Origin of the sequence: Pseudochryseolinea flava (assembly GCF_003286915.1) — a bacterium.
GTDB classification, from domain to species: domain Bacteria; phylum Bacteroidota; class Bacteroidia; order Cytophagales; family Cyclobacteriaceae; genus Ohtaekwangia; species Ohtaekwangia flava.
Map to the genome: position 1 here is coordinate 68,576 of NZ_QMFY01000001.1, position 19,885 is coordinate 88,460.

Annotated in this window: 24 protein-coding genes and 1 pseudogene; 14 read left to right on the top strand and 11 right to left on the bottom strand. The window is 45.6% G+C overall.

Annotation, left to right across the window (positions count from 1 at the left end; genetic code table 11):
* The first annotated feature begins 151 nt into the window (after positions 1 to 151).
* The 5 genes from DQQ10_RS28180 (at position 152) to DQQ10_RS00330 (ending at position 3,510) form a co-directional block, all read left to right on the top strand.
* Entirely contained in the window at positions 152 to 328 is a 177-nt protein-coding gene (locus DQQ10_RS28180) for a HipA N-terminal domain-containing protein (protein ID WP_245970282.1), read from the top strand.
* Positions 329 to 434: 106 nt separating this feature from the next.
* Positions 435 to 1,199 (top strand): type IV toxin-antitoxin system AbiEi family antitoxin, encoded by a 765-nt coding sequence (locus tag DQQ10_RS00315; protein ID WP_112744812.1) that lies wholly within the window; start codon positions 435 to 437, stop codon positions 1,197 to 1,199.
* Positions 1,196 to 2,116, top strand: coding sequence for a nucleotidyl transferase AbiEii/AbiGii toxin family protein (locus DQQ10_RS00320; protein ID WP_112744813.1), 921 nt, complete (start codon positions 1,196 to 1,198; stop codon positions 2,114 to 2,116). The genes DQQ10_RS00315 and DQQ10_RS00320 overlap by 4 nt, the downstream gene beginning before the upstream one ends.
* A 135-nt stretch (positions 2,117 to 2,251) precedes the next feature.
* Positions 2,252 to 3,031: a hypothetical protein gene (locus DQQ10_RS00325; protein ID WP_112744814.1), complete on the top strand. Its 780-nt coding sequence runs from the start codon at positions 2,252 to 2,254 to the stop codon at positions 3,029 to 3,031.
* Positions 3,032 to 3,135: 104 nt separating this feature from the next.
* Positions 3,136 to 3,510 carry a response regulator gene (locus DQQ10_RS00330; protein WP_112744815.1) on the top strand — a complete coding sequence of 125 codons (375 nt, stop codon included), beginning with the start codon at positions 3,136 to 3,138 and terminating at the stop codon, positions 3,508 to 3,510.
* On the opposite strand, the gene DQQ10_RS00335 is transcribed toward DQQ10_RS00330, so the two are convergent.
* The 3 genes from DQQ10_RS00335 to DQQ10_RS00345 form a co-directional block, all read right to left on the bottom strand.
* Positions 3,470 to 4,762: a cation:proton antiporter gene (locus tag DQQ10_RS00335; RefSeq protein ID WP_133259494.1), complete on the bottom strand. Its 1,293-nt coding sequence runs from the start codon at positions 4,760 to 4,762 to the stop codon at positions 3,470 to 3,472. The two genes, DQQ10_RS00330 and DQQ10_RS00335, sit on opposite strands and share 41 nt — an antisense overlap.
* Positions 4,763 to 4,798: 36 nt before the next feature.
* Positions 4,799 to 5,290, bottom strand: coding sequence for an Hsp20/alpha crystallin family protein (locus DQQ10_RS00340; RefSeq protein WP_112744817.1), 492 nt, complete (start codon positions 5,288 to 5,290; stop codon positions 4,799 to 4,801).
* A gap of 163 nt (positions 5,291 to 5,453) precedes the next feature.
* Positions 5,454 to 5,909 (bottom strand): Hsp20/alpha crystallin family protein, encoded by a 456-nt coding sequence (locus tag DQQ10_RS00345; RefSeq protein WP_112744818.1) that lies wholly within the window; start codon positions 5,907 to 5,909, stop codon positions 5,454 to 5,456.
* Positions 5,910 to 6,246: 337 nt separating this feature from the next.
* Here DQQ10_RS00345 and DQQ10_RS00350 point away from each other — a divergent pair, with 337 nt between their 5' ends.
* Positions 6,247 to 6,801 carry a hypothetical protein gene (locus DQQ10_RS00350; protein ID WP_133259495.1) on the top strand — a complete coding sequence of 185 codons (555 nt, stop codon included), beginning with the start codon at positions 6,247 to 6,249 and terminating at the stop codon, positions 6,799 to 6,801.
* Between the two features lie 138 nt (positions 6,802 to 6,939).
* On the opposite strand, the gene DQQ10_RS00355 is transcribed toward DQQ10_RS00350, so the two are convergent.
* On the bottom strand, positions 6,940 to 7,539 hold the full coding sequence (locus tag DQQ10_RS00355) for a flavin reductase family protein (RefSeq protein WP_245970207.1): 600 nt from the start codon (positions 7,537 to 7,539) through the stop codon (positions 6,940 to 6,942).
* Between the two features lie 221 nt (positions 7,540 to 7,760).
* Here DQQ10_RS00355 and DQQ10_RS00360 point away from each other — a divergent pair, with 221 nt between their 5' ends.
* The gene (locus DQQ10_RS00360; RefSeq protein WP_112744821.1) at positions 7,761 to 8,678 is read left to right on the top strand and encodes a sensor histidine kinase; all 918 of its coding nucleotides are present in this window, start codon (positions 7,761 to 7,763) and stop codon (positions 8,676 to 8,678) included.
* Here DQQ10_RS00360 and DQQ10_RS00365 read toward each other — a convergent pair.
* From DQQ10_RS00365 to DQQ10_RS00395, 7 genes and pseudogenes are all read right to left on the bottom strand, one after another.
* Complete coding sequence (locus DQQ10_RS00365) at positions 8,653 to 8,976, bottom strand: hypothetical protein (RefSeq protein ID WP_112744822.1); 324 nt, start codon at positions 8,974 to 8,976, stop codon at positions 8,653 to 8,655. The two genes, DQQ10_RS00360 and DQQ10_RS00365, sit on opposite strands and share 26 nt — an antisense overlap.
* Before the next feature lie 12 nt (positions 8,977 to 8,988).
* Positions 8,989 to 9,411, bottom strand: a complete 423-nt coding sequence (locus DQQ10_RS00370; RefSeq protein WP_112744823.1) for a BLUF domain-containing protein — start codon at positions 9,409 to 9,411, stop codon at positions 8,989 to 8,991.
* Positions 9,412 to 9,454: 43 nt separating this feature from the next.
* A complete protein-coding gene (locus tag DQQ10_RS00375) occupies positions 9,455 to 9,880 on the bottom strand; it encodes a hypothetical protein (RefSeq protein WP_112745703.1) in 426 nt (141 codons plus the stop codon).
* 111 nt (positions 9,881 to 9,991) lie between these two features.
* Positions 9,992 to 10,531: pseudogene (locus DQQ10_RS00380) on the bottom strand (class I SAM-dependent methyltransferase); the annotation flags it as partial.
* Between the two features lie 209 nt (positions 10,532 to 10,740).
* Positions 10,741 to 11,655 carry a patatin-like phospholipase family protein gene (locus DQQ10_RS00385; RefSeq protein ID WP_245970208.1) on the bottom strand — a complete coding sequence of 305 codons (915 nt, stop codon included), beginning with the start codon at positions 11,653 to 11,655 and terminating at the stop codon, positions 10,741 to 10,743.
* Positions 11,656 to 11,768: 113 nt separating this feature from the next.
* Complete coding sequence (gene groL / locus DQQ10_RS00390) at positions 11,769 to 13,403, bottom strand: chaperonin GroEL (RefSeq protein WP_112744825.1); 1,635 nt, start codon at positions 13,401 to 13,403, stop codon at positions 11,769 to 11,771.
* Between the two features lie 30 nt (positions 13,404 to 13,433).
* Positions 13,434 to 13,709 carry a co-chaperone GroES gene (locus DQQ10_RS00395; RefSeq protein ID WP_112745705.1) on the bottom strand — a complete coding sequence of 92 codons (276 nt, stop codon included), beginning with the start codon at positions 13,707 to 13,709 and terminating at the stop codon, positions 13,434 to 13,436.
* A 275-nt stretch (positions 13,710 to 13,984) separates the two neighbouring features.
* Between DQQ10_RS00395 and DQQ10_RS00400 the strand changes: the two genes are divergently transcribed.
* The 7 genes from DQQ10_RS00400 to DQQ10_RS00430 all read left to right on the top strand — a co-directional run bounded on the left by DQQ10_RS00400 (position 13,985) and on the right by DQQ10_RS00430 (position 19,880).
* Positions 13,985 to 15,142: a COG1470 family protein gene (locus DQQ10_RS00400; protein ID WP_112744826.1), complete on the top strand. Its 1,158-nt coding sequence runs from the start codon at positions 13,985 to 13,987 to the stop codon at positions 15,140 to 15,142.
* A gap of 2 nt (positions 15,143 to 15,144) precedes the next feature.
* Positions 15,145 to 16,107, top strand: a complete 963-nt coding sequence (locus DQQ10_RS00405; protein ID WP_112744827.1) for an ABC transporter ATP-binding protein — start codon at positions 15,145 to 15,147, stop codon at positions 16,105 to 16,107.
* Positions 16,104 to 17,132 (top strand): ABC transporter permease, encoded by a 1,029-nt coding sequence (locus DQQ10_RS00410; RefSeq protein ID WP_112744828.1) that lies wholly within the window; start codon positions 16,104 to 16,106, stop codon positions 17,130 to 17,132. Before DQQ10_RS00405 ends, DQQ10_RS00410 begins: the two co-directional genes overlap by 4 nt.
* A gap of 117 nt (positions 17,133 to 17,249) precedes the next feature.
* Positions 17,250 to 17,819 carry a YciE/YciF ferroxidase family protein gene (locus DQQ10_RS00415; RefSeq protein WP_112744829.1) on the top strand — a complete coding sequence of 190 codons (570 nt, stop codon included), beginning with the start codon at positions 17,250 to 17,252 and terminating at the stop codon, positions 17,817 to 17,819.
* A 68-nt stretch (positions 17,820 to 17,887) separates the two neighbouring features.
* The gene (locus DQQ10_RS00420) at positions 17,888 to 18,580 is read left to right on the top strand and encodes a DUF421 domain-containing protein (RefSeq protein WP_112744830.1); all 693 of its coding nucleotides are present in this window, start codon (positions 17,888 to 17,890) and stop codon (positions 18,578 to 18,580) included.
* A 430-nt stretch (positions 18,581 to 19,010) separates the two neighbouring features.
* Positions 19,011 to 19,430 carry a helix-turn-helix domain-containing protein gene (locus tag DQQ10_RS00425; protein WP_317047912.1) on the top strand — a complete coding sequence of 140 codons (420 nt, stop codon included), beginning with the start codon at positions 19,011 to 19,013 and terminating at the stop codon, positions 19,428 to 19,430.
* Positions 19,431 to 19,439: 9 nt separating this feature from the next.
* Positions 19,440 to 19,880, top strand: coding sequence for a hypothetical protein (locus DQQ10_RS00430; protein WP_133259496.1), 441 nt, complete (start codon positions 19,440 to 19,442; stop codon positions 19,878 to 19,880).
* The last annotated feature ends 5 nt before the right edge of the window (positions 19,881 to 19,885 follow it).

Genomic DNA, 19,885 nt, shown 5'->3' on the forward strand with positions numbered 1-19,885 from the left:
TATATGTAAATAAAGAGCCTGCGGGGGTCTTGACAAAAATGAGTGATAAGACATTCCTCTTTCGTTACTATGACGACTATTTTGTCAACCCTAAAAAGAAGCAATCAGCCTTACCTTACCTAAAACGCAGCAGGAGTATCGAAGCAATTTCCTGTTCCCGTTCTTCTTTAACATGCTTTCAGAGGGATCGAATAAAGAATTACAATGTCGGTTATTACGAATCGATGAGACCGATCATTTTGCTCTGTTGCTGGCGATAGCGAATTTTGATACAATTGGAGCGGTGACAGTTAAGCCTTTACAGCCGCAAGAACAGCCACAAACCTGATTTATTTCATTAAAAATGTAATATTTTAGGTATTACTAATACCTTTATAACAACATTTTCAATGAATTTAGAACCATTTCATTAAAAATATTGTATTATTGGTACTATGAATACCCAAAATAGATCAAAATTAAAGAATCTATTAGCCCTCCATAAGCCCGGAACCGTCGTGTTACCAAAATGGCTGGAGGAAATTGGAATATCACGCGACCTTCAAAAGGTATATAAACGAAACGGATGGTTGGCTTCGCTAGGTACAGGTGCGTTCATAAAACCTGACGATGATGTATCCTGGCGCGGTGCATTATTTACAATCCAAAAACAGGCCGGGCTGTCCGTGCATGTTGGTGCGGTTTCGTCACTTTCCCTACAAGGCTTAAGCCACTATGTGCGTTTCTCTCAGGAACAAATACTGCTCTTCTCTCCGCGCGGCGTAAAACTTCCCAGATGGTTCGTCGAGTACTCATGGAGTCAATCATTACTTCATGTGAGAACAACGCTCTTCCCCGAGAACATGGCACTCACCGAATATCTAGACAAAGGTTTTTCGATAACGGTATCAACTCCTGAACGAGCAATCATGGAGTGCTTGTATCTTACACCGAAGAAGATGGATATCATAGAGTGTTATCATTTGATGGAAGGGCTTTCAAATCTTCGCCCAAAGGTAGTGCAGGAACTTCTTGAGAAATGTACATCGGTAAAAGTCAAGAGGCTATTCCTCTTCATGGCTACGAAGGCAAAGCACCAGTGGTTAAACTATGTCGACCACACCAAAATAGACTTGGGAAAAGGTGACCGCAGCATCCTGCCTGGAGGAGTATTCAACGCGACGTTTCATATCAGCGTACCAAAAGAACTGGCAGAATGATCGATGAAAAATACCGCTCTCAAGTAGATCTTCTGTTATCAATTCTTCCTGTAGTAGCTCAGGAAAAAATATTCGCGCTCAAAGGTGGGACTGCAATCAACTTGTTTGTGCACGACATGCCCAGGTTATCCGTTGATATTGATTTAACATATGTCACCGTGGACGATGATCGCGCAACTGCTCTCGCGAAAATTTCAGATGCGCTTGATAGAATTGAAACAGGTATCAAGAAGGCGGTGCCCGGTATTTCGATCACGCGTGTGCCTGAGGGCCAAGGCGAAGATGTAAAATTGAACTGCCAGACAAATTCCGCGCATATCAAAATTGAAGTCAACACAACAACGCGTGGTTTACTGCTTCCTGTTCGTGAACTGCCCGTAACTGATGCCGTTCAAACTGAGTTTAAGAAATTCGCTGCGATGAACGTTGCCTCGCATGCTGAACTTTATGGAGGTAAGATCTGTGCTGCGCTGGACCGGCAACATCCACGCGACATTTTTGATATGCATGTATTTTACTTGTCTGACTCCATATCGGAAGAAATCAAGCAAGGCTTTCTCATGTTCCTCTTAAGTCATGCGCGACCGATGCATGAACTTATTTCGCCTCACTTGTTGGATCAAAGAGAAACGTTTGAGAAACAATTCGCCGGGATGACAGCAATTCCATTTTCATATGAGATGTTCGAACAAACGAGACTTAAATTGGTCGACGACATTCAGAAAACTCTGACTCCACAAGACAGGGAATTCCTGATTTCTTTCATGACTGGTGAACCGGATTGGAGTTTGTTTCCATTACCCGTTCAGCACCTGCCTGCGATAAAATGGAAACTGCAGAACATTAACGCTCTTAAAGAAAAGAATCCGGACAAGCACAAAAAAATGTCGGATGCCTTGGCTTCTGCAATTGGTTAAATAAGTTGGTTTACATGCAATCGTCTATTGTACATATTCAGCGTTCGACCTATCAAACCTTGAAGTTGTCACTGTATGCACTCGCGGAAAATATAGATCAAATTTTTTCACATAAAGCGCCCTGCAAATAAAGACATGGAAATATTGGGATCTGCCTTGCAAGTTGGCTACGAACTAATGTACGGCCAAAAGTTTTCTGGTGATCGTAAAACTTTATTGCAAGGGCTTCCCAAGCGGAACCTAGTTTACGAATTAGCTGGCCTTAACAATATGCTCAAGAGTGCAATTGAAAAGGAGTTTAAGATAGATCCAGAAGAGCAGATGAAAATCCTGATGTATTTCTGCAACGGGAATTATAATGCTTCCTTACCCTATCGACAAAGACTGCAGTTAATTTATAATTACCTGCAGCAGAAACCTGGTGGTGGAATGCCTGTTCTTTTTAGTAGAGCGACGATTTTAGTCTGCTTGAATGAAATCTTGGCAGAAACAGAATTAGATGTTGATGATTCATACGGGTGGACAATTGAGGCAAGGAAGAAATTTCTGGACTATTTTCTATGCGTTACTGACTTGGTCTCGTCTTACCAAGTGCAGGATGATTCAGATAAGTTCCGACCGATCGAAAATCTTGCTGCAGGAAGCGGATTTTTAAACGAGCTTAATGTCGTTAACGACCCATTTTTTACTGTGTATCGTTTCGTGTGTTTGTCAGAATTCATGGAGAGTGATGATGCATTGTCATCGTCATTTGACCAGCATTTCAAGAACATGAATATTGAACACTTGAACTTTGCACGTCACGTTATGTCGATGTGCATGTTCTCAAAAACAACGGATCATGACAATAGATTGGCGGAAAGCAATGTTGTTTCCAACGCTGTCGGATTTTGTATTGAGATCAAACGATCCTGAGTGAGGTTATCGCCATATGCAGTGTCCGGAGGTTTTCTGCCGCAGGTTAAAACTCGAGTACGTTCATTTTTACTATTAACTAACTTTATAATAAAAGCTGTTACATGTTGGTGCTTGCAGTAGACGATGACGATGACGATCTCGACATGCTTAGGGAAACTTTGTCGCAGATTGATGAGTCCATTGTGTATATAACAGCGCGCAATGGACTGAACGCGATTGATTATCTAAAAAATGATGTGATCGCCATACCGGATGTTATTTTTCTGGATATCAATATGCCCTTGCTAAACGGCAGGGAAATGCTCCTTGCTATCCATGAACTCCCTGAAATGAGCGATACGAAGGTCGTGATGTTCTCGACAAATATCAGTCCTTCTGACAGGGCATTTTTCCAACAGCATAATGCAGCGTGTGAAATAAAACCAAGTTCGATGGCTAAATGGACGGATGTGATCCGGAATGTGATCGGGTGCTGACTTTCGAAGTGATCAGCCTCTTATCTTCATCGGTGACAATTCCTGTTTCAGGTTTTCGTGGTGCATAGACATTGCCTGGCCCCGTCGACTCCGGGGCACGAAACAAGGCATTCCTAATAATGGATATCCATCCCGATGATAATAGCATCGTCACGGAAATTACCGCTAGCGTCAACTGAAATGAAAAGTCGTCAACCAATCCTAAACTTTTGGCTACTGTGCAAAGAACCAGACTGAACTCTCCGATTTGCGAAAGCAAGGCGCCGGCGTAAACGCTGTTTTTCCACGTCTCCTTAAACAATCTGAACACACATGCATTGATGAGACTATTAATTCCAAAGATTAATATCACCAGGGTGGTGATAAGTGCGATGTGTTCCATCACAAAGCCCCAGTCCAACTGCAGGCCTATAGAAAAGAAGAATAACGACAGGAAAAATACACGAAAAGGAACGAGGGTGTGGTCCAGCCATTTCATTGACTGATTCTGCGAGATGATGACGCCAGCGAACATGGCTCCCATAGCGGCGGAAAGGTTCAGCAAACTGGTGATCCAGGCAAACCCGAAGCACATCAATAGTCCGATGAAGACCTGCATTTCGTGATCCGGTTGGAAATTGATAACGCCTGTTGGAAACAATTTTCTTTTAAGCACAAGCATCCGGAGCAACAATATAAAAACGACGGTTACCACCAGACCAAGCACGAGTTGTCCCGTGTTTACATCACCGTTTGTCAGGAAGTTCAATATCATGATCATCGGTACGATCAGGAAATCCTGCAGTATCAATATACCCGTAGTGAGATTGCCAAGCCGCGAATTGATCTGACCATTCTTATGCAGGTACTCCAGGATAATCGCAGAACTACTCAGGCTGATAATGAAACTGAATAAAACGATCTGCTCGGTGGACCAGTCCAATTGATGACCGATGACAGCGATGAAAATGAAGCTCAGAATCAATTGAACAAATACACCGATCGCTGACGTATTTAAATTTTTAACCAGCGCGGGTATCTCAATTTCTGCCCCGATGAAAAACATTTGTATGATCAGACCAAAAGACCCAATCTGGGCGATGGTCGTTACATCGGTAAAAAGTTTCAGACCATGGGGCCCGAGCAAGATTCCAGCGATAATATACGCGCTGAAATACGGTTGACGGAAACGCTTCAATAGCCAGCTCAGCAAGAGGATGCTGAGCAACATGCCTACAATACCTTTCAATAAATGTTCACCTGGTTCGAGCACAAATAAGACGCGTTAGAAGGGACCGTTTACTGGTTTTCAGAAGGATGCAAGAATGATACTGTTCATTCTTTCCTTTAAGTTCTTCCACCATCCATTAACCCCGCCAGTATTCTTGTCGGTATCGCCGCCGAGAACTTTGATGGAATGCTTTTTACCGTTCCTTATTTTTTCAACCGTAATGGTCAGCAATCCCTCACGGCATTTTGCCTCAACGCGTTCAGGGTCGGCACCTTCGGGCAGAAGACATCTGTATTGAAACCTTCCGGTACTGAAGCCTGAGGTTTGTCGAAACCATGCGGGCCGTGTCTTCTCTGATACAGAAAGCACTCGTCCCTCGATATTGAGATGCAGATCGTTTCTTGTCAATCCGGGCACGGCGAGGTAAAGCACAAATTTATTTTCTTCCTCATGCCATGGAGAATTTAACGAATTATAGGAAACGTTAAAAGCTCGGCGCGGTAACGTTGAAGATGGTGCAGCGTGCAGCGCGATTGAGAACGGATCGATAGCTTGAATGCGTGTTTTCATAAGAGGTCATGTTAGAATGAGTTTAAGAAAACATTAATCCTAAAAAACGATAGTGTGGCCGGACGAAAAGGAGATATAATTGGACCGTTGCAATTTGTCAGACCACCACTATCGATATGAATACTATCCCAGAGATATTTGATGAATTGGTTGATGCGACAGATTAACCGATAGTGATTTGCTTGATCGGTTTTACTTTCGCTTCATCCTTCTTGGGCACGGTGATATGAAGAATACCGTCGGCATAACGCGCAGCGATTTTTTCGCCTTCTACTTTATTCTCCGGCAGTGTAAAGCTACGCTGGAAAGACTGGTAGTTGAATTCGCGGCGTGTGTATGTTCCGTCCTCATCGTGTTGCTCCTGTTTTTCTTCGCGTTGTGAAGAAATGGTGAGCACGTTGTTGTCAAGTTCCACTTTGAATTCATCGCGCTTCATACCCGGAGCGGCAACCTCGATGATGTAGTCTTCATTGGTCTCCCTGACATTCACGGCAGGAAGTGTTGCTGAATAATTTCTGTTGGCCAATGTTGAATCCGCCCAGTCCCGGCTAAAGAAATCCTCGATCAGTGAAGGAAGGGATGGAAACAAAGTAGCATTTTGTCTTACTAAGGTTTTCATAACTTGATTCTCCTTTCAAGATTTAGTTAAACATGTTGATTTAAGAAACTGAATTTTGAAATCGCGACTTCGCTGATCCCTTTTCCAAAAGTTATGCCCTCTCTGTAATCACCTCTCAGTCGGACAAAAATCCTGTCAAAAATTCCGCGTTCCTTTTTTTGATACCTGGAGAGTGACGAAAATTCTTTTGATTCAGCGGACGCAAAAATGTCAGAAAGTCATCATGACATTTTCCTCAGGCACGCCGACTCCTTAATTTATTGCGTCACGCAAACGCACCCGGGTTGCACGGGAATTGCTGGCGGGGTTTACGTCAGAGAATGTAAAATGTAAGGCTATGAAATCACTTTTTAAAATGGGTGCGCTTTCTGCCAGGCGGGGAGCCATCAATCGTAACACTTCACAACTTTTTCGCGCGGGGGCATTGGCAATGATGATGACCCTATTAGCCCTTTTGGTTTCCTCTTGCGACAAGGATTCCCGTAGTCAAATCGCGCAGCTAAAAAAGAATTCGGCCGACAGTGTGATGAAACCCAAAATTGATATCAAGGTGAACAGGCGCTTTGATGAAAAAGGGAACATGATTGGCTTTGATTCAACCTATACTTCCTATTATTCCAATATGAGCGGGGACACCGCCGGAATGGATAGCCTGATGGGAAGTTTCGACCGGTACTTCAAAAAGGATCACCCTTTGTTCTTCAAGAACCAGTTCGATCCATTATTTTTCAATGATTCAACGCGATATCCTGATTTTTTTCATAACGATTATTTCATGAGGCGTTATGAGCTCAATGACCAGTATATGCGCGGCATGATGCAGCAAATGGATTCGATCAAGAATAAGTTTTATCGCGAACACCGGCGCGTTGACAACAAACCGAAAACATGATCGGATTGAATGCAGCCGGAGTAAATGTCATGAGACGGAAGGAGGTTCGCGCCTCCTTCTTTTTATTGACCCCTGAGCATTTTAACATCGGCGTTCCAGGCCATGCTTTTCAGTAATTAGTTCCAAATAATCTGCATCTCATATTTCCCTCGGCGGGAGATCTGGTTTTGCATACCGCAGCCGGGCAACTTCTTTTGTGATGTGATAACTATCCAAACCACTGCATGTCATGGTACCGGCATGCTGCAGGTTGATAAACCCATCGCCATTCAGGTATTCGTCAGGAAGAATTATCCGCATGATCCGTCCAATGATGATGAAGGTGCCATTCACGTCGATGTCGATTTTTCGCTCGAGCTTACAGGCGAATTTGATGTTGCTTTCTGCGACAAACGGCGCGGGGATCCCATCGAAGTATTCCGGGGTTAGTCCGACTTCTTTGAACTCGCTGCGACCGTGTTCGTAGCTCGCACTGCACTGGTGCGCCTGCCGATAGAATTCCGGGCGCACATGATTTAGCGTGTAGTACCGGGTATTGATGATGTTGCCAAGCGTATTTTCTTTTTCCTCATTGGGACGCACGACTATCCCGCACAAGGCTGGATTTGCGCCAAGGTGAAACAAGCTGTTGAACGTTGCAAGGTTCTCGTTGCCGTTGCAGCTTTTGGTGCCAATCAATACCAGACCCTTGAATCCTCCCAAAGAATTAATCAGGTTCGCCCGGTAGCGTGTCTCCATTTGGACGAGGTGATCGTTGCTTAAAACCATTGAAACAGTTGATGATAAAACACGATTTGTTAACAGGGTATCTTTCAAATTGTTATAAGTAAACCTTGTGACGAGCCTGCGCTAAAGCGATAAATCACTCTCCCGGAACGGTGCGCTTTGTTGCTCGTCAACGGGGTTGCTTCGGATAGTCTGTTTCCATTAATTTCGCTTCGTATACTGTTGGAATTGCAATGAAAAGTCCGGACGAGCATAACATGAATCAGCTTAACGGGAGTAGCAGAGAAGAGATTGCCGCCCTCCTTGCACAGTTAAATGATGAAACAACGAAACTCAGAGATCGTGAGCAGCAACTCGACGATCAGGCTGAGGAGTTGTCATCACAAAAGGAAGAACTTACCGCTGCCATTGAGGAATTAATGTCCAAGAACGCCTCCCTTGAGCGTACTCTTGTTCAACTGCGAGACCGCAGCTTCGAACTGGACCAGATACTTTACCGGACCTCGCATGATCTCCGCAGTCCGTTATCTTCCATCAAAGGAATTCTTTCTCTGCTTCAACTCGAGCCGCAGTCAGACATCATCAGGAGCTACGCAAGGCACATTGAGGATAAAGCCGTTCAGATGGATAATCTCCTGCGTTCGCTGGCATCGTTTTCCAAATCGGTGCTGGAGGAACCACGACTTGAAACGATTGATCTCAACAAAATTATCTGGCAGGTTGTTGGCGAGTTCCGGCATCTTCCCGGCTGGCATCTCGTCGACGTGACAGTAGAACTTGGCGAACCCAAGGTATACACCGATCCTGCATTGGTAGTGATCATTTTCCAATCGTTGTTTTCCAATGCTTTTGTCTTTCGCGACCCGTCGAAAAAGGGTACCCTCGTTATCCGTACACAACAACAGAACGGAAAATGGACGCTGGATGTGATCGACGATGGCGATGGTATCGATCCATCGATAAGCCAGCATATCTTCGGGATGTTCTATCGCGGCTCGGAACGTTCGATGGGCAATGGACTTGGACTTTATGTGTGCAGGAAAGCGGTTGAGCAACTGAAGGGCAGTATCTCGTTTCGGCTTGAACCCGCGGGCACACATTTCACTGTGACGCTGCCTTTACAGACTAATCCAGCGAACGGGTCGCGATGAGTTTCTCCTCCAGTCGTTTTATATACGCCAGGTTATCTTCCATCATGATCCGTTGGGCCACGTTGAGCTCTCTCAGATAGTCGATCTCGTTTTCGAGATCTGAAATCCGTGACTGGTATTGCGCGTTCACGGTCGTGAGAAGCTTATCGAAATTATCGGTGAGTGTTTTCAACTCGATGGTATTGTCCTCGCGAATCCGGTCGAGTTCGCTTCGGTGGCAGGAGGAGAGATTACGCACCTCTTCCTCGAGCTGAGCGATCAACTTCCCGATCTTGGCCTGAAGCGAGTGTTCTTCCACGGATCTACATCCTCATTTTTTAAAAAACTTCAATAACAAGTCCTGTACTTTTGCTCCATCGGCCTGATTGCCGTTGACTATCTTTTTAAAAATTTCCTTGTCACCCGGGGTGATATCGGTCACAAAGTCGATATCGTTGGAGGCTAGTTTGCGACTGCCCATTTGCCAGCTCGGGAATATTCTGGACTGAATTGGATTGTAGGAGATCATCACTGCTTTTTCATGACGAGCGTCCTTCTTGATCTTGTCGTAAAGGGCCATCAGGGATGTCGACTCTCCCTCGACGTACTGTATAAACTTGGTTTCTGAATAAAGAAGGACCCCTGTAATATCGAGCGGGGCATTATTGATCTTGCAGGCCGCAAGGATTTTTTCAATCTCTTCTTCGGTACAATTTTTTTTTCTTACGCTTACGTAAGCCAGATGTGCTAGCATTATAATTATGGTTTACTATTAGAGTGATAATTCAAATGATGCTTCAGAGTGCGACAGCTTCCTCCAGCGTCTCGGCATATAAAATCTCCATCGTGTGAAATTTGCCGTTGGGATAAGCTTCATTGATCTTGTTACGCCCGATCCTCACGCTCTGGCGAAAGACTTCGTCCTGCGGCAGGATCTTCACATGCCTGGTCAGCCCGGCAGCGTACATTCTTTCTTTCCAGTCAACAAAATACCACTCCATGGAAGGCTGGTGGAATACTGTAAGTTGGCGTTTATCAAAAATGAGTTTTTGAATACTGTACTTTTCCACCCAATGCGCGATCTCGTTGAAAATCGATTTGAACTGATCAATGGGAATGTACGTAGCGGTGGCAGTCACCAGCAGGGTGCCCTGATGTGCATCCGCCAGCGCTATGGACGCGTGTTTGAAATCTTTTCTTCGTTCTTGGTAATCCTTTACCATGTTGTCAATCGTTATATATGTTATAACATGGATCAGGAATGAATGTTTAATCTTTTCGACATTTTTATCCACAAATTCACAAAAACGACGCTAATGCACTGTTTCAGAGGGTTATAGACGGGCTTCCGGCTTCTGTAGCACGTACCGGTGGTAGACGCCCGAGCCATCTCTCAGGCTTTGGTGCACCCTTGATCCAACAACGGCGGCCACCTCGAAAAACACTTTTTGATAGCTCTTAGGGACGAGTGATTCGATTGTTTTTCTTTTAGCAGCATCGTCGGATTCGATGGCTGAGAGCACGTTGACTGTGATGTCTTCGTGGTTGATCATGAGCAGCCCTGAAGCCATTAATTCTTCCCGGAAGGATTCCATCTCTTCCAGCGAGTCCCTTAAATCAGTCAGCAGAAGGTGCCCGCCGGGTTTGAGTACACGGAGAACTTCGCTCAGGAATTTTTTCACATTTCCGAGCGCATGGGAAGACTCCACGGCGAGGACCACGTCAATCGAGTTATCGAGTACCATAAGGGATTCGGCCGTGCCATGAACAAATGAAAGGTTTGGGAGGTCATACTCTTTGCGCGACAGGTGAACTGCGTGTTCTGCTACATCTACGCCTGTGCACCAGACGCGATGGAAGTTGCGCGCGATGTAAGCCGCTCCGCAAAGTAATTTTCAAACCAATGTGAGGATGTTGACCGCGATAATCCGGCGTGACGAAGGGGTTAATGTTCGTCAATGATAATAACTCATCTATTTCTTGGTGGCTTGATTAACAGAGGAGTAACGAGACAGCAAAGCGTATAAAAACCTAATCGCTGTATATCGTACCAACAATATCACCAAGCGCCTTATTCACGCTGCTAGGAAGCTCTTTGAACTGTTTCTTTCCGGCTTCCGACTATCGCGCTGTCCAGCGCTCTCCTTCCACATTCGATAATTTCAACGGCCCGATAAAATTCGAACACGCCGCATGCATCGCGTGATACATTGACCACGATGTCGGGCTGATGAATCTGAATCATCAACTCGGTGAGTCGATCTTGTGTGAGTTCGTATGATTTTGTTAGAAGATCAAACCACCCGAGGCGTTCGATGTTATCTTCTGCGGCACTGTCGATTCGAAGGATCTGTGATCGAAACGTATTGAGCATTCGCAGATATGCTGCTTTTTCCTTGTTCTCTTCAAGACGCGGGCTCGGCCCAGAAGCGATATTGCTGTTCAAGTTCACTGCTACAATGAGTTCATCGTCCTTTTTTGACACCGCGTTTAACGGCAATGGATTGAGCACGCCCCCATCAACGATTTGTGACTGACCGATATTCACGGGCTTGAATACCGTGGGGATTGCCATTGACGATCGCAGTGCTTTGAATAAGCTGCCGCTTTTATAATGCATTTCTTTTCTCTGCGTGATATCGGAAGCGACGGCGGTAAACGGTATGGTGAAGTTTTCGATCGCACTGTCTCCGACGAAAGCCTCCATGGCTCTAAAGACACGTTCTCCCTTGACGAACCCTTGAGATGACAATGTAAAATCAAGGAGACGAAACACGTCCAACTTGCTAAGCGTTTGAAGCCAATGCTTATACTCTGTCATATAGCCAGCACAGAAGATACCACCAACGACGGCACCCATCGAGCTACCTGCAACTTCTTTGATGGTGTAACCCCGCGCAATCAGTTCTTCGATAACGCCAATATGGGCCATTCCCCGCGCGCCACCGCTGCCCAGCACCAGCCTTACGTTTTTCACAGTGTATTGTCCTTTATCCATTAACCCGCAATTTAGTTTCAAAAGAACTAACTGAAACGTTAACAACATTAAACGTAAAAGAAAAGCCGTCCCATGTTTGAGACGGCTTAGTTAGCACGCTATGGCGTTATGAATTACATCATATCGTCCATGCCGTGTGGCACACCCGCTGCTTTCTGTTTCTCCTCTTTTACCTCGGATACGAGAGCGTCGGTAGTCAGCAGCAGACTTGCGATCGATGCTGCATTCTCCAGTGCAAGTCGTGTGACTTTTGTAGGATCGATAATTCCGGCTTCCACCAGGTTTTCAAATTTATTTTCACGCGCATTGTATCCCCAGTCCTTTTTACCCTCGCGGACTTTATTGACGATCACGGAGCCTTCTTGTCCAGCGTTCTCGGAAATGGTGCGCAACGGTGCTTCAAGAGCTAGTCGGACGAGGTTCACACCCGTTTCCTGGTCATCGTTATAAAGGCCAAGGGCCTCGGTGTTTTTGATTGCCTCGATCGAGCGTATATAGGCTACACCACCGCCTGGAACGATTCCCTCTTGCACCGCCGCGCGCGTTGCGTGCAATGCGTCGTCGACGCGGTCTTTTTTCTCCTTCATCTCTACTTCTGTAGCCGCGCCGACATAGAGGATGGCAACACCACCAGCGAGTTTAGCCAGACGTTCCTGTAATTTTTCTTTATCGTAATCAGACGTGGTTGATTCGATTTGTGCCTTGATCTGATTGACGCGGGCGTCGATCTCGGTTTTTTTTCCCGCACCATTGACGATGGTCGTGTTGTCCTTGTCGATGTTGATCTTTTCAGCGCGTCCGAGCATCTCTAGGGTTGCGTTCTCCAGTTTGAACCCGAGTTCTTCGGAAATCACCTTTCCACCTGTGAGAATCGCGATATCTTCGAGCATCGCTTTCCTTCTGTCACCAAAACCCGGAGCCTTCACTGCCGCCACTCGGAGGGCACCGCGGATCTTATTTACTACCAATGTGGCCAATGCCTCGCCATCTACTTCTTCGGCAATAATGACCAATGGTCTGCTGGTCTGGGCTGCTTGCTCAAGTATTGGAAGCAAGTCTTTCATCGCGCTGATCTTTTTATCATAGATCAGGATGTAAGGATTATCCAGTTCCGCCTGCATTTTTTCCGTGTTGGTAACAAAGTAGGGAGAAAGGTATCCACGGTCAAATTGCATCCCTTCGACAATCTTCACTTCGGTCTCCGTCCCTTTCGCTTCTTCAACCGTGATGACACCGTCCTTGCCTACTTTATCCATAGCATCAGCGATCATTTTGCCTATGGTCTCATCGTTGTTAGCAGAGATCGTTGCTACCTGCGCGATTTCAGCAGAGCTCTTTATTTTTTTGCTTTGTTGGCGAAGGTTGTCGATAACGGTGGTGACGGCTTTATCGATACCTCTTTTCAGGTCCATGGGATTGGCGCCGGAAGCGACGTTCTTGATACCATGTGTGTAGATCGCTTGTGCTAATACCGTTGCCGTTGTGGTGCCGTCTCCGGCAGCATCGGCGGTCTTGGAGGCCACTTCCTTTACAAGTTGTGCGCCCATGTTTTCAATTGGGTCGCTCAGTTCGATTTCCTTCGCTACCGAAACACCGTCCTTGGTGACGGTAGGCGCTCCAAACTTTTTGCCCAGAATGACATTTCTTCCTTTTGGACCGAGTGTGACTTTTACAGCATTGGCGAGTTTGTCAACACCTTTGCGGACCTTATCGCGCGCATTCGCATTGAATAAAATATCTTTAGCCATAGTTGTGAATGTTAATTGTTAAACGATTAGTTAGATGATACCCAGCACATCGGAGTTGCGCATGATGAGATATTCTTTACCGTCAATGGTGATCTCTGTCCCTGCATATTTTCCGTAACATATCTGATCACCTTTTTTCACCGTGACGGGTTTATCTTTCAACCCTTCCCCCACAGCAACAACTTTTCCGGATTGAGGTTTTTCTTTGGCAGTATCCGGAATGTAAATACCGGAAGCCGTTTTGCTTTCAGCCGCTATTGGCTCGACTAGAATCCTGTCTTCGTTTGGTTTAAAATTAATGTTCATAGATTTTAAATTTAAAGACGACATGTTTTTTCGGCTAGCGACTTTTGTGCCATTCAAACTTTCAGGGCACGGCACTTTAAAAATGTCACACAAAAAGTCAAAATGTCATTTGTAAAAATGTCACTCTCCGTCTATTGAGTGCGAGCACGCGTAACGATTAGCATAGTTCGATCGGCAGGGAACCATCCGTGGGCGCTAAAATATTTTAAAAACCATTTTTGATTTTTTATCTCGTTTTTATTTTTGCCGCATGTACAAAAAGTCATTAAAAATTTATGAAACAGTTTTTACTGCCAAGGCGTACATTGTTCATCGTTCTGTTGTTCACCTCGTGGATGACAACATTCAGTTACGTTGCAGTCGCCGAAACTGCCGTGACACTCTACACGCCTTTCACCAAGATTTCGGTACCACCAGGACAGTCAATTGATTATACCATTGACGTCATTAACAATTCCGTAAGCGTAAAGAATGCTACTATTCAAGTCGTTGGACTTCCCGGCGAATGGTCTTACAGTTTGAAATCCGGTGGATGGACCATCGGGGAACTTTCGGTCTTACCCAAGGAGCGAAAGAATCTGACCTTGCACATTGACGTGCCTCAAAAAGTAAACAAGGGTAGCTATAGTTTTCGTGTTGTAGCTCCGGGTATGGGCGACCTTCGGCTCATCATTGTGGTATCAGAGCAGGGAACATTCAAGACAGAGCTCTCTACTCGCCAGCCGAACATGGAGGGGAATGCCACGGCATTGTTTACCTACAACGCAGAATTGAGAAACCGTACCGGTGACAAGCAACTCTATGGACTAAGGGCGCAGGCACTTCCTGGATGGAACGTAGCTTTTAAATGGTCAGGGAAACAGGTCACGGCTGTACCCGTTGAGGCAAATCAGGCTGAAAATATTACGGTTGAGATTGATCCTCCTGACGGAATTGAAGCGGGAACTTATCGCATACCAGTGGAGGGAGTAACCAGCGCATCCTCCGCCCGAATGGAATTGGAAGTAGTCATTACTGGTTCTTATCAATTAGAACTAACGACACCGAGCGGATTATTAAGTGCCAGTATAACGGCTGGGGATGAAAAACGCATAGAGCTCGAAGTTCGAAATACCGGATCAACCGAACTCAGAAATATCAAATTTTCGCACGCTGCACCTGCTAATTGGGAGGTCACCTTTCAACCCACCAGCATCGACAAATTGGAGGCTGGTAGATCAAGCGTTGTTTATGCGACCATCAAGGCAGATCGGAATGCGATCCCTGGTGATTATGTAACCACACTTGAAGGTAAATGTCCGGAGGCCTCGTCGAAAAGTTCATTCCGGATTTCAGTAAAGACATCTATGCTATACGGGTGGATTGGCGTATTGATTATTGCAGCGGTCGCCGGAGGCATCTATTACCTGTTTAAGAAATATGGAAGGAGGTGATCATGGACCAGCGCATTATCGAACTGACTGGCTTAACCAAAAAGTATGGGCAGTTTACTGCGGTCGATCATTTAACGCTCTCCATCAGCAAAGGTGAAATATTTGGATTGCTTGGTCCAAATGGCGCGGGCAAATCAACCACTATCCTGATGATGCTGGGTTTAACCGAACCTACTTCAGGTGTTGTAAAAGTTTGCGGCAAGGACCCGGTTCGCCAACCCGTCGAAGTTAAGCGCAAGGTAGGCTACCTTCCGGACAGCGTAGGATTTTATGATGACTACAGCGGCCTTGAAAATCTTATCTATACAGCGCAACTCAATGGAATCAACAGGACCCGAGCCGCCGATCTTGCCGAATCATTATTGAAACGCGTGGGGCTTTCTCATGACGCGCATAAAAAAGCAGGCACATACTCAAGGGGTATGCGTCAGCGGTTGGGACTTGCCGATGTGTTGATCAAGCGCCCTGAGGTGATCATCCTGGATGAGCCAACGCTTGGAATCGATCCGGAAGGTATCGTCGAGTTGCTCACCCTGATACGAGAACTGAGTAAGGAGCAAGGCATCACCATTCTGCTGTCCTCCCATCACCTCCACCAGGTACAGGAAGTATGCGACCGCATCGGACTATTTGTAAAAGGAAAACTACTCGCGGAAGGAAATATCACGGCGCTGGCGCAACAACTGTTTTCACACCAGCCGTATAGCATCGAAGCCAGTGTTGTATTCCCGGACTCCAATGGTATGGCCAAGCAAAAATTAACGGACACCATCTCACGGATCGAAGGGGTATTGAGCGTTGAACTAGACGATAATAAATATCGTATCGGTTGCTCTAGAAATGTGGCGCCTGCCATCGCCAGATCCATTACTGCGCAAGGTGCCGATCTGATGCATCTACATAACGTAGAGTACGGTCTATCCGACATCTACCATCATTACTTCAAAGAAACCGCAACACCATGAACAAGATAAACAGCATGATCTTGCCCTTGTTGAACCAGGTGAAATATTCGCTTACCAATCCGGGACGTGATCACTCCTCGAGAAGCAATCATCCCTTCTGGCTCATTGTCCGCAAAGAAGTATCGGATCATATTCGCAGCTGGAGATTTATTATTCTGCTCATCCTCATTGTACTGACATGCATCGGATCGCTTTACACTGCGCTAAAAAATTTGCCTGACGCTATGGCGGGTGCGCAGGATGATACGTTTCTATTTCTAAAATTATTTACGGTCACCGATGGTTCACTTCCATCGTTTGTTGTGTTCGTGGGTTTCCTTGGGCCTCTTCTTGGCATCAGCCTGGGATTCGACGCAATCAATTCCGAGCAGAACAACAATACATTGGTACGACTCATGGCCCAACCGATCCATCGCGATTACGTGATCAATGCCAAATTCACGGCCGCGCTGACCGTGATCAGCATTATGCTTTTTTCGCTCTGTATTTTAATGACAGGTTTAGGTTTGATTCGAATCGGAATTCCGCCCAGCGCTGAAGAATTCTGGAGAATAATTTTCTTTGGCTTCATTACAATCTGCTATGTCGCCTTCTGGCTAAATCTTTCTATCCTTTTTTCGATACGGTTTAAACAGCCCTCTACTTCAGCCTTGTCTGCGATCGCTGTATGGATTTTCTTCAGTGTATTTTATCCCTTGATCGTGAAGGTGATCGCAAAAGCGATGGAGCCGTCTGCTTTGGCATCCCCTGATCAGATTATTAACTATCAGGGATTCGTTAACAATTTACTGAGATTAATTCCCAGCCAATTATTCAGCGATGCGACGACAACGCTGATGATGCCTTCCGTAAGAACCCTGGGTCTGTTGAGAATGGAACAGTTAGTGGGTACCGTGCCTGGCTCGCTGCCTCTCGGACAGAGCCTGCTTCTGGCGTGGCCGCAACTGACAGGACTCATTGGAACAACGATGCTTTGTTTTGGTTTGTCATACTATTCGTTCATGCGCCGCGAGATCAGATCATAATGTCAAGCAGACTTTCACTGCCAAAACGCCCGGACAAAACCAGGGCCTCAACTTCTTAGTCCATAGATGTCCATGGCATAACTATTTAAGCATAGTGCTTAAATTAAACTTACTGGTATGGCAACAAAAGCACCCGCGAAGAAAGGCACGAAGAAGGCTTCTGCTCCTAAGCAATCCACCGAAGAAATTCAGTCCGCTCTGTTAGAACTCTTCGTTGATGAAATCAAGGACATCTATTGGGCGGAAAAACATCTTACAAAGGCACTTCCCAAAATGCACAAGGCTGCATCGTCGCAGGAATTAAAGGATGCATTTGCAACCCATCTGGAACAAACGCAGGTGCATGTGGAAAGGCTTGAACAGGTTTTTGAGCTTTTAGACAAAAAGGCACAGGGCAAAAAGTGTGATGCAATGGAGGGTTTGGTCCAAGAAGGGGAGGGAATCATTGAAGACACCGATGCGGGTACGGCGACGCGCGATGTTGGATTGATCCTGGCGGCACAGAAAGTAGAACATTATGAGATCGCCACTTATGGTGGTCTTGCGCAACTCGCCAAGACCTTGGGACGTGAGGATATCGCGGATATTCTGGCAGAAACATTGGCCGAAGAAAAGGAGACGGATGAATTATTGACCGAAATCGCGGAGAGCGATATTAACTATGAAGCAAGCGAAGAAGAGGCTTAAGCTTCTTCTTCCATTCGGCAGTTAACCTCGTATCTGAATTAAGAAATCAATGGAGCACATTTCGATAGATGATTCCAATGTTTGACTGGAACCGAATATTATTTAATGATGCACCCGGCAGCTTTCTACTCGAAGTTGCTGTCAGATCGACGATCATGTTCCTGGGCCTGCTACTGGTGTTAAAGATTGCCGGTAAAAGAGGTATTAAGCAGTTGTCTATTTTTGAAATGGTCATCATCATCTCGTTGGGTTCAGCAGCAGGCGATCCAATGTTTTACGACGACGTTGGTATCTTTCATGCCTTTATTGTTTTCGTTGTTGTGATGCTTCTCTATCGTCTCATCACATGGCTTACAGGTAAGAGCCCGTTTGTGGAAAAGCTGTTTGAGGGTAAAACAGAGTGTTTAATAGACGAGGGGAAATTTTCCATGAAAAAGTTCAGACGCGAAAGCCTGGCGCAGGATGAATTCTTCGCCGAACTCAGGCTACGGAATGTCGAACACCTCGGACAAGTGAGGAAAGCTTATCTGGAGACATCCGGCGACATCAGTGTATTTTTCTATCCCGATGACGCGGTAAAAGAGGGGCTGTCTATATTACCTGAATTATTTCAAAAACAAGTTTCCTATATTTCCGCCTCCGGCACCTATTGCTGCTGTAGGTGTGGTGAGGTGAAACAACTCACTACAGGCGCGCATTCTTGTTTCATCTGCCAGGGAACCAATTGGGTTGTACCGATTTATACAAAACGGACAACGTAAATCTCAGGTTAATTTCTTGCAGCCTCACAAGCAAACTGCATACGCACTATCAATCATGAGATCAACCTTTCTTTTGACATTATCATTGGCATCTTAACTGTTTTGAAAAGGTATGAAGACCGACCCTCCGTTTACCGAAGAGCCGAGTTGGCCGGGTTGCGTGGTTTTTACAATATTCGAATTGGATACATTTTCTCCGTTTGGGCTGTGAGTTTTGACTCCACTGCGTCATTATATATTGCGAGCAATTTTTATCGTAACAAAGCCGGCTCGTAAACCTAGTTTGTTCGACCTTCAATTGAATCTCTTAGAAAAGATTTTATCTGATGACCGCATCGGTCCTTCACATGTAAGCATGTATATCGCACTAGTTCTGGCTAAGCGATGTAATCCGTCCGTTGCAAAATTTCGGGTGACCCGCCGAAGGATCATGGATCATTCACGTATCAGTTCAATTGCGACGTACCATAAAAAAATAAAAGAGCTCAAGGCGTGGGGATACATCGAATACATTCCATCCTTTCATCCAACCAGAGGAATTACAATTATGCTATTATCCAAAACACCGACGAATATGCCTGCTTCAATCATTACTCCTGACGATCTTCAAACATTCAAGCGTGAACTCCTTGAGGACATCAGGAAAATGCTGACACAACAAAATCCCTCAGCCGATCGCAAGTGGTTGAAATCGCATGAGGTTAGAAAGTTACTTTCATTATCACACGGCACACTCCAGAACCTGCGAACCAAAGGTGTCATTCCATCCACAAAGGTAGGCGGTGTATTTTACTATAATCATGATGATATAAAAAAGGTTCTCGAAAACCACCAGCCAAATCTGAAGTGATCTAATGCTATGGAATTTCACAAGCGCTATAATCATCTCGGCTATTCATTTCCATCCGTGCCCGAAGGTTGGATGCCGATCGTTACGAAAGCGGTCGCCGACATTGAAAAACACATGTGGCCTCAATGGCTTCCTTGGTATGTGTGCAACCTCATTCACTGGCTTGCAACGGGGAATTCAGTCGTAAGGATCAAATACCGGTGGGCCTTTAACCTTCGGCAGCGACTGACAAAGGGACAAATGATCACCGATATCAAAGAGAAGTATGCTACGCTTCGGATATATGGTTCTTTCTGTAGTGAAATCGATGAGATTATAAAACAGGCGGTAAGGGCATGTAACGAAACGTGCCAGGAGTGTGGTTGTAAGGGAGCAGTTGATCGAGTCTATGCCGGGTGGGTCTACAATCTTTGCGCACGATGTTCCAGGAAAATCTCGGATGACGAATAAGACAC

Excerpts from the sequence above, each read along its gene's own strand:
- DQQ10_RS00315 (WP_112744812.1), top strand. The coding sequence starts at position 435 with ATGAATACCCAAAATAGATCAAAATTAAAGAATCTATTAGCCCTCCAT.
- DQQ10_RS00320 (WP_112744813.1), top strand. The coding sequence starts at position 1,196 with ATGATCGATGAAAAATACCGCTCTCAAGTAGATCTTCTGTTATCAATT.
- DQQ10_RS00325 (WP_112744814.1), top strand. The coding sequence starts at position 2,252 with ATGGAAATATTGGGATCTGCCTTGCAAGTTGGCTACGAACTAATGTAC.
- DQQ10_RS00330 (WP_112744815.1), top strand. The coding sequence starts at position 3,136 with ATGTTGGTGCTTGCAGTAGACGATGACGATGACGATCTCGACATGCTT.
- DQQ10_RS00340 (WP_112744817.1), bottom strand. The coding sequence starts at position 5,290 with ATGAAAACACGCATTCAAGCTATCGATCCGTTCTCAATCGCGCTGCAC.
- DQQ10_RS00345 (WP_112744818.1), bottom strand. The coding sequence starts at position 5,909 with ATGAAAACCTTAGTAAGACAAAATGCTACTTTGTTTCCATCCCTTCCT.
- DQQ10_RS00350 (WP_133259495.1), top strand. The coding sequence starts at position 6,247 with ATGAAATCACTTTTTAAAATGGGTGCGCTTTCTGCCAGGCGGGGAGCC.
- DQQ10_RS00355 (WP_245970207.1), bottom strand. The coding sequence starts at position 7,539 with ATGGAGACACGCTACCGGGCGAACCTGATTAATTCTTTGGGAGGATTC.
- DQQ10_RS00360 (WP_112744821.1), top strand. The coding sequence starts at position 7,761 with ATGAAAAGTCCGGACGAGCATAACATGAATCAGCTTAACGGGAGTAGC.
- DQQ10_RS00370 (WP_112744823.1), bottom strand. The coding sequence starts at position 9,411 with ATGCTAGCACATCTGGCTTACGTAAGCGTAAGAAAAAAAAATTGTACC.
- DQQ10_RS00375 (WP_112745703.1), bottom strand. The coding sequence starts at position 9,880 with ATGGTAAAGGATTACCAAGAACGAAGAAAAGATTTCAAACACGCGTCC.
- DQQ10_RS00385 (WP_245970208.1), bottom strand. The coding sequence starts at position 11,655 with ATGGATAAAGGACAATACACTGTGAAAAACGTAAGGCTGGTGCTGGGC.
- groL (WP_112744825.1), bottom strand. The coding sequence starts at position 13,403 with ATGGCTAAAGATATTTTATTCAATGCGAATGCGCGCGATAAGGTCCGC.
- DQQ10_RS00395 (WP_112745705.1), bottom strand. The coding sequence starts at position 13,709 with ATGAACATTAATTTTAAACCAAACGAAGACAGGATTCTAGTCGAGCCA.
- DQQ10_RS00400 (WP_112744826.1), top strand. The coding sequence starts at position 13,985 with ATGAAACAGTTTTTACTGCCAAGGCGTACATTGTTCATCGTTCTGTTG.
- DQQ10_RS00405 (WP_112744827.1), top strand. The coding sequence starts at position 15,145 with ATGGACCAGCGCATTATCGAACTGACTGGCTTAACCAAAAAGTATGGG.
- DQQ10_RS00410 (WP_112744828.1), top strand. The coding sequence starts at position 16,104 with ATGAACAAGATAAACAGCATGATCTTGCCCTTGTTGAACCAGGTGAAA.
- DQQ10_RS00415 (WP_112744829.1), top strand. The coding sequence starts at position 17,250 with ATGGCAACAAAAGCACCCGCGAAGAAAGGCACGAAGAAGGCTTCTGCT.
- DQQ10_RS00420 (WP_112744830.1), top strand. The coding sequence starts at position 17,888 with ATGATTCCAATGTTTGACTGGAACCGAATATTATTTAATGATGCACCC.
- DQQ10_RS00425 (WP_317047912.1), top strand. The coding sequence starts at position 19,011 with ATGGATCATTCACGTATCAGTTCAATTGCGACGTACCATAAAAAAATA.
- DQQ10_RS00430 (WP_133259496.1), top strand. The coding sequence starts at position 19,440 with ATGGAATTTCACAAGCGCTATAATCATCTCGGCTATTCATTTCCATCC.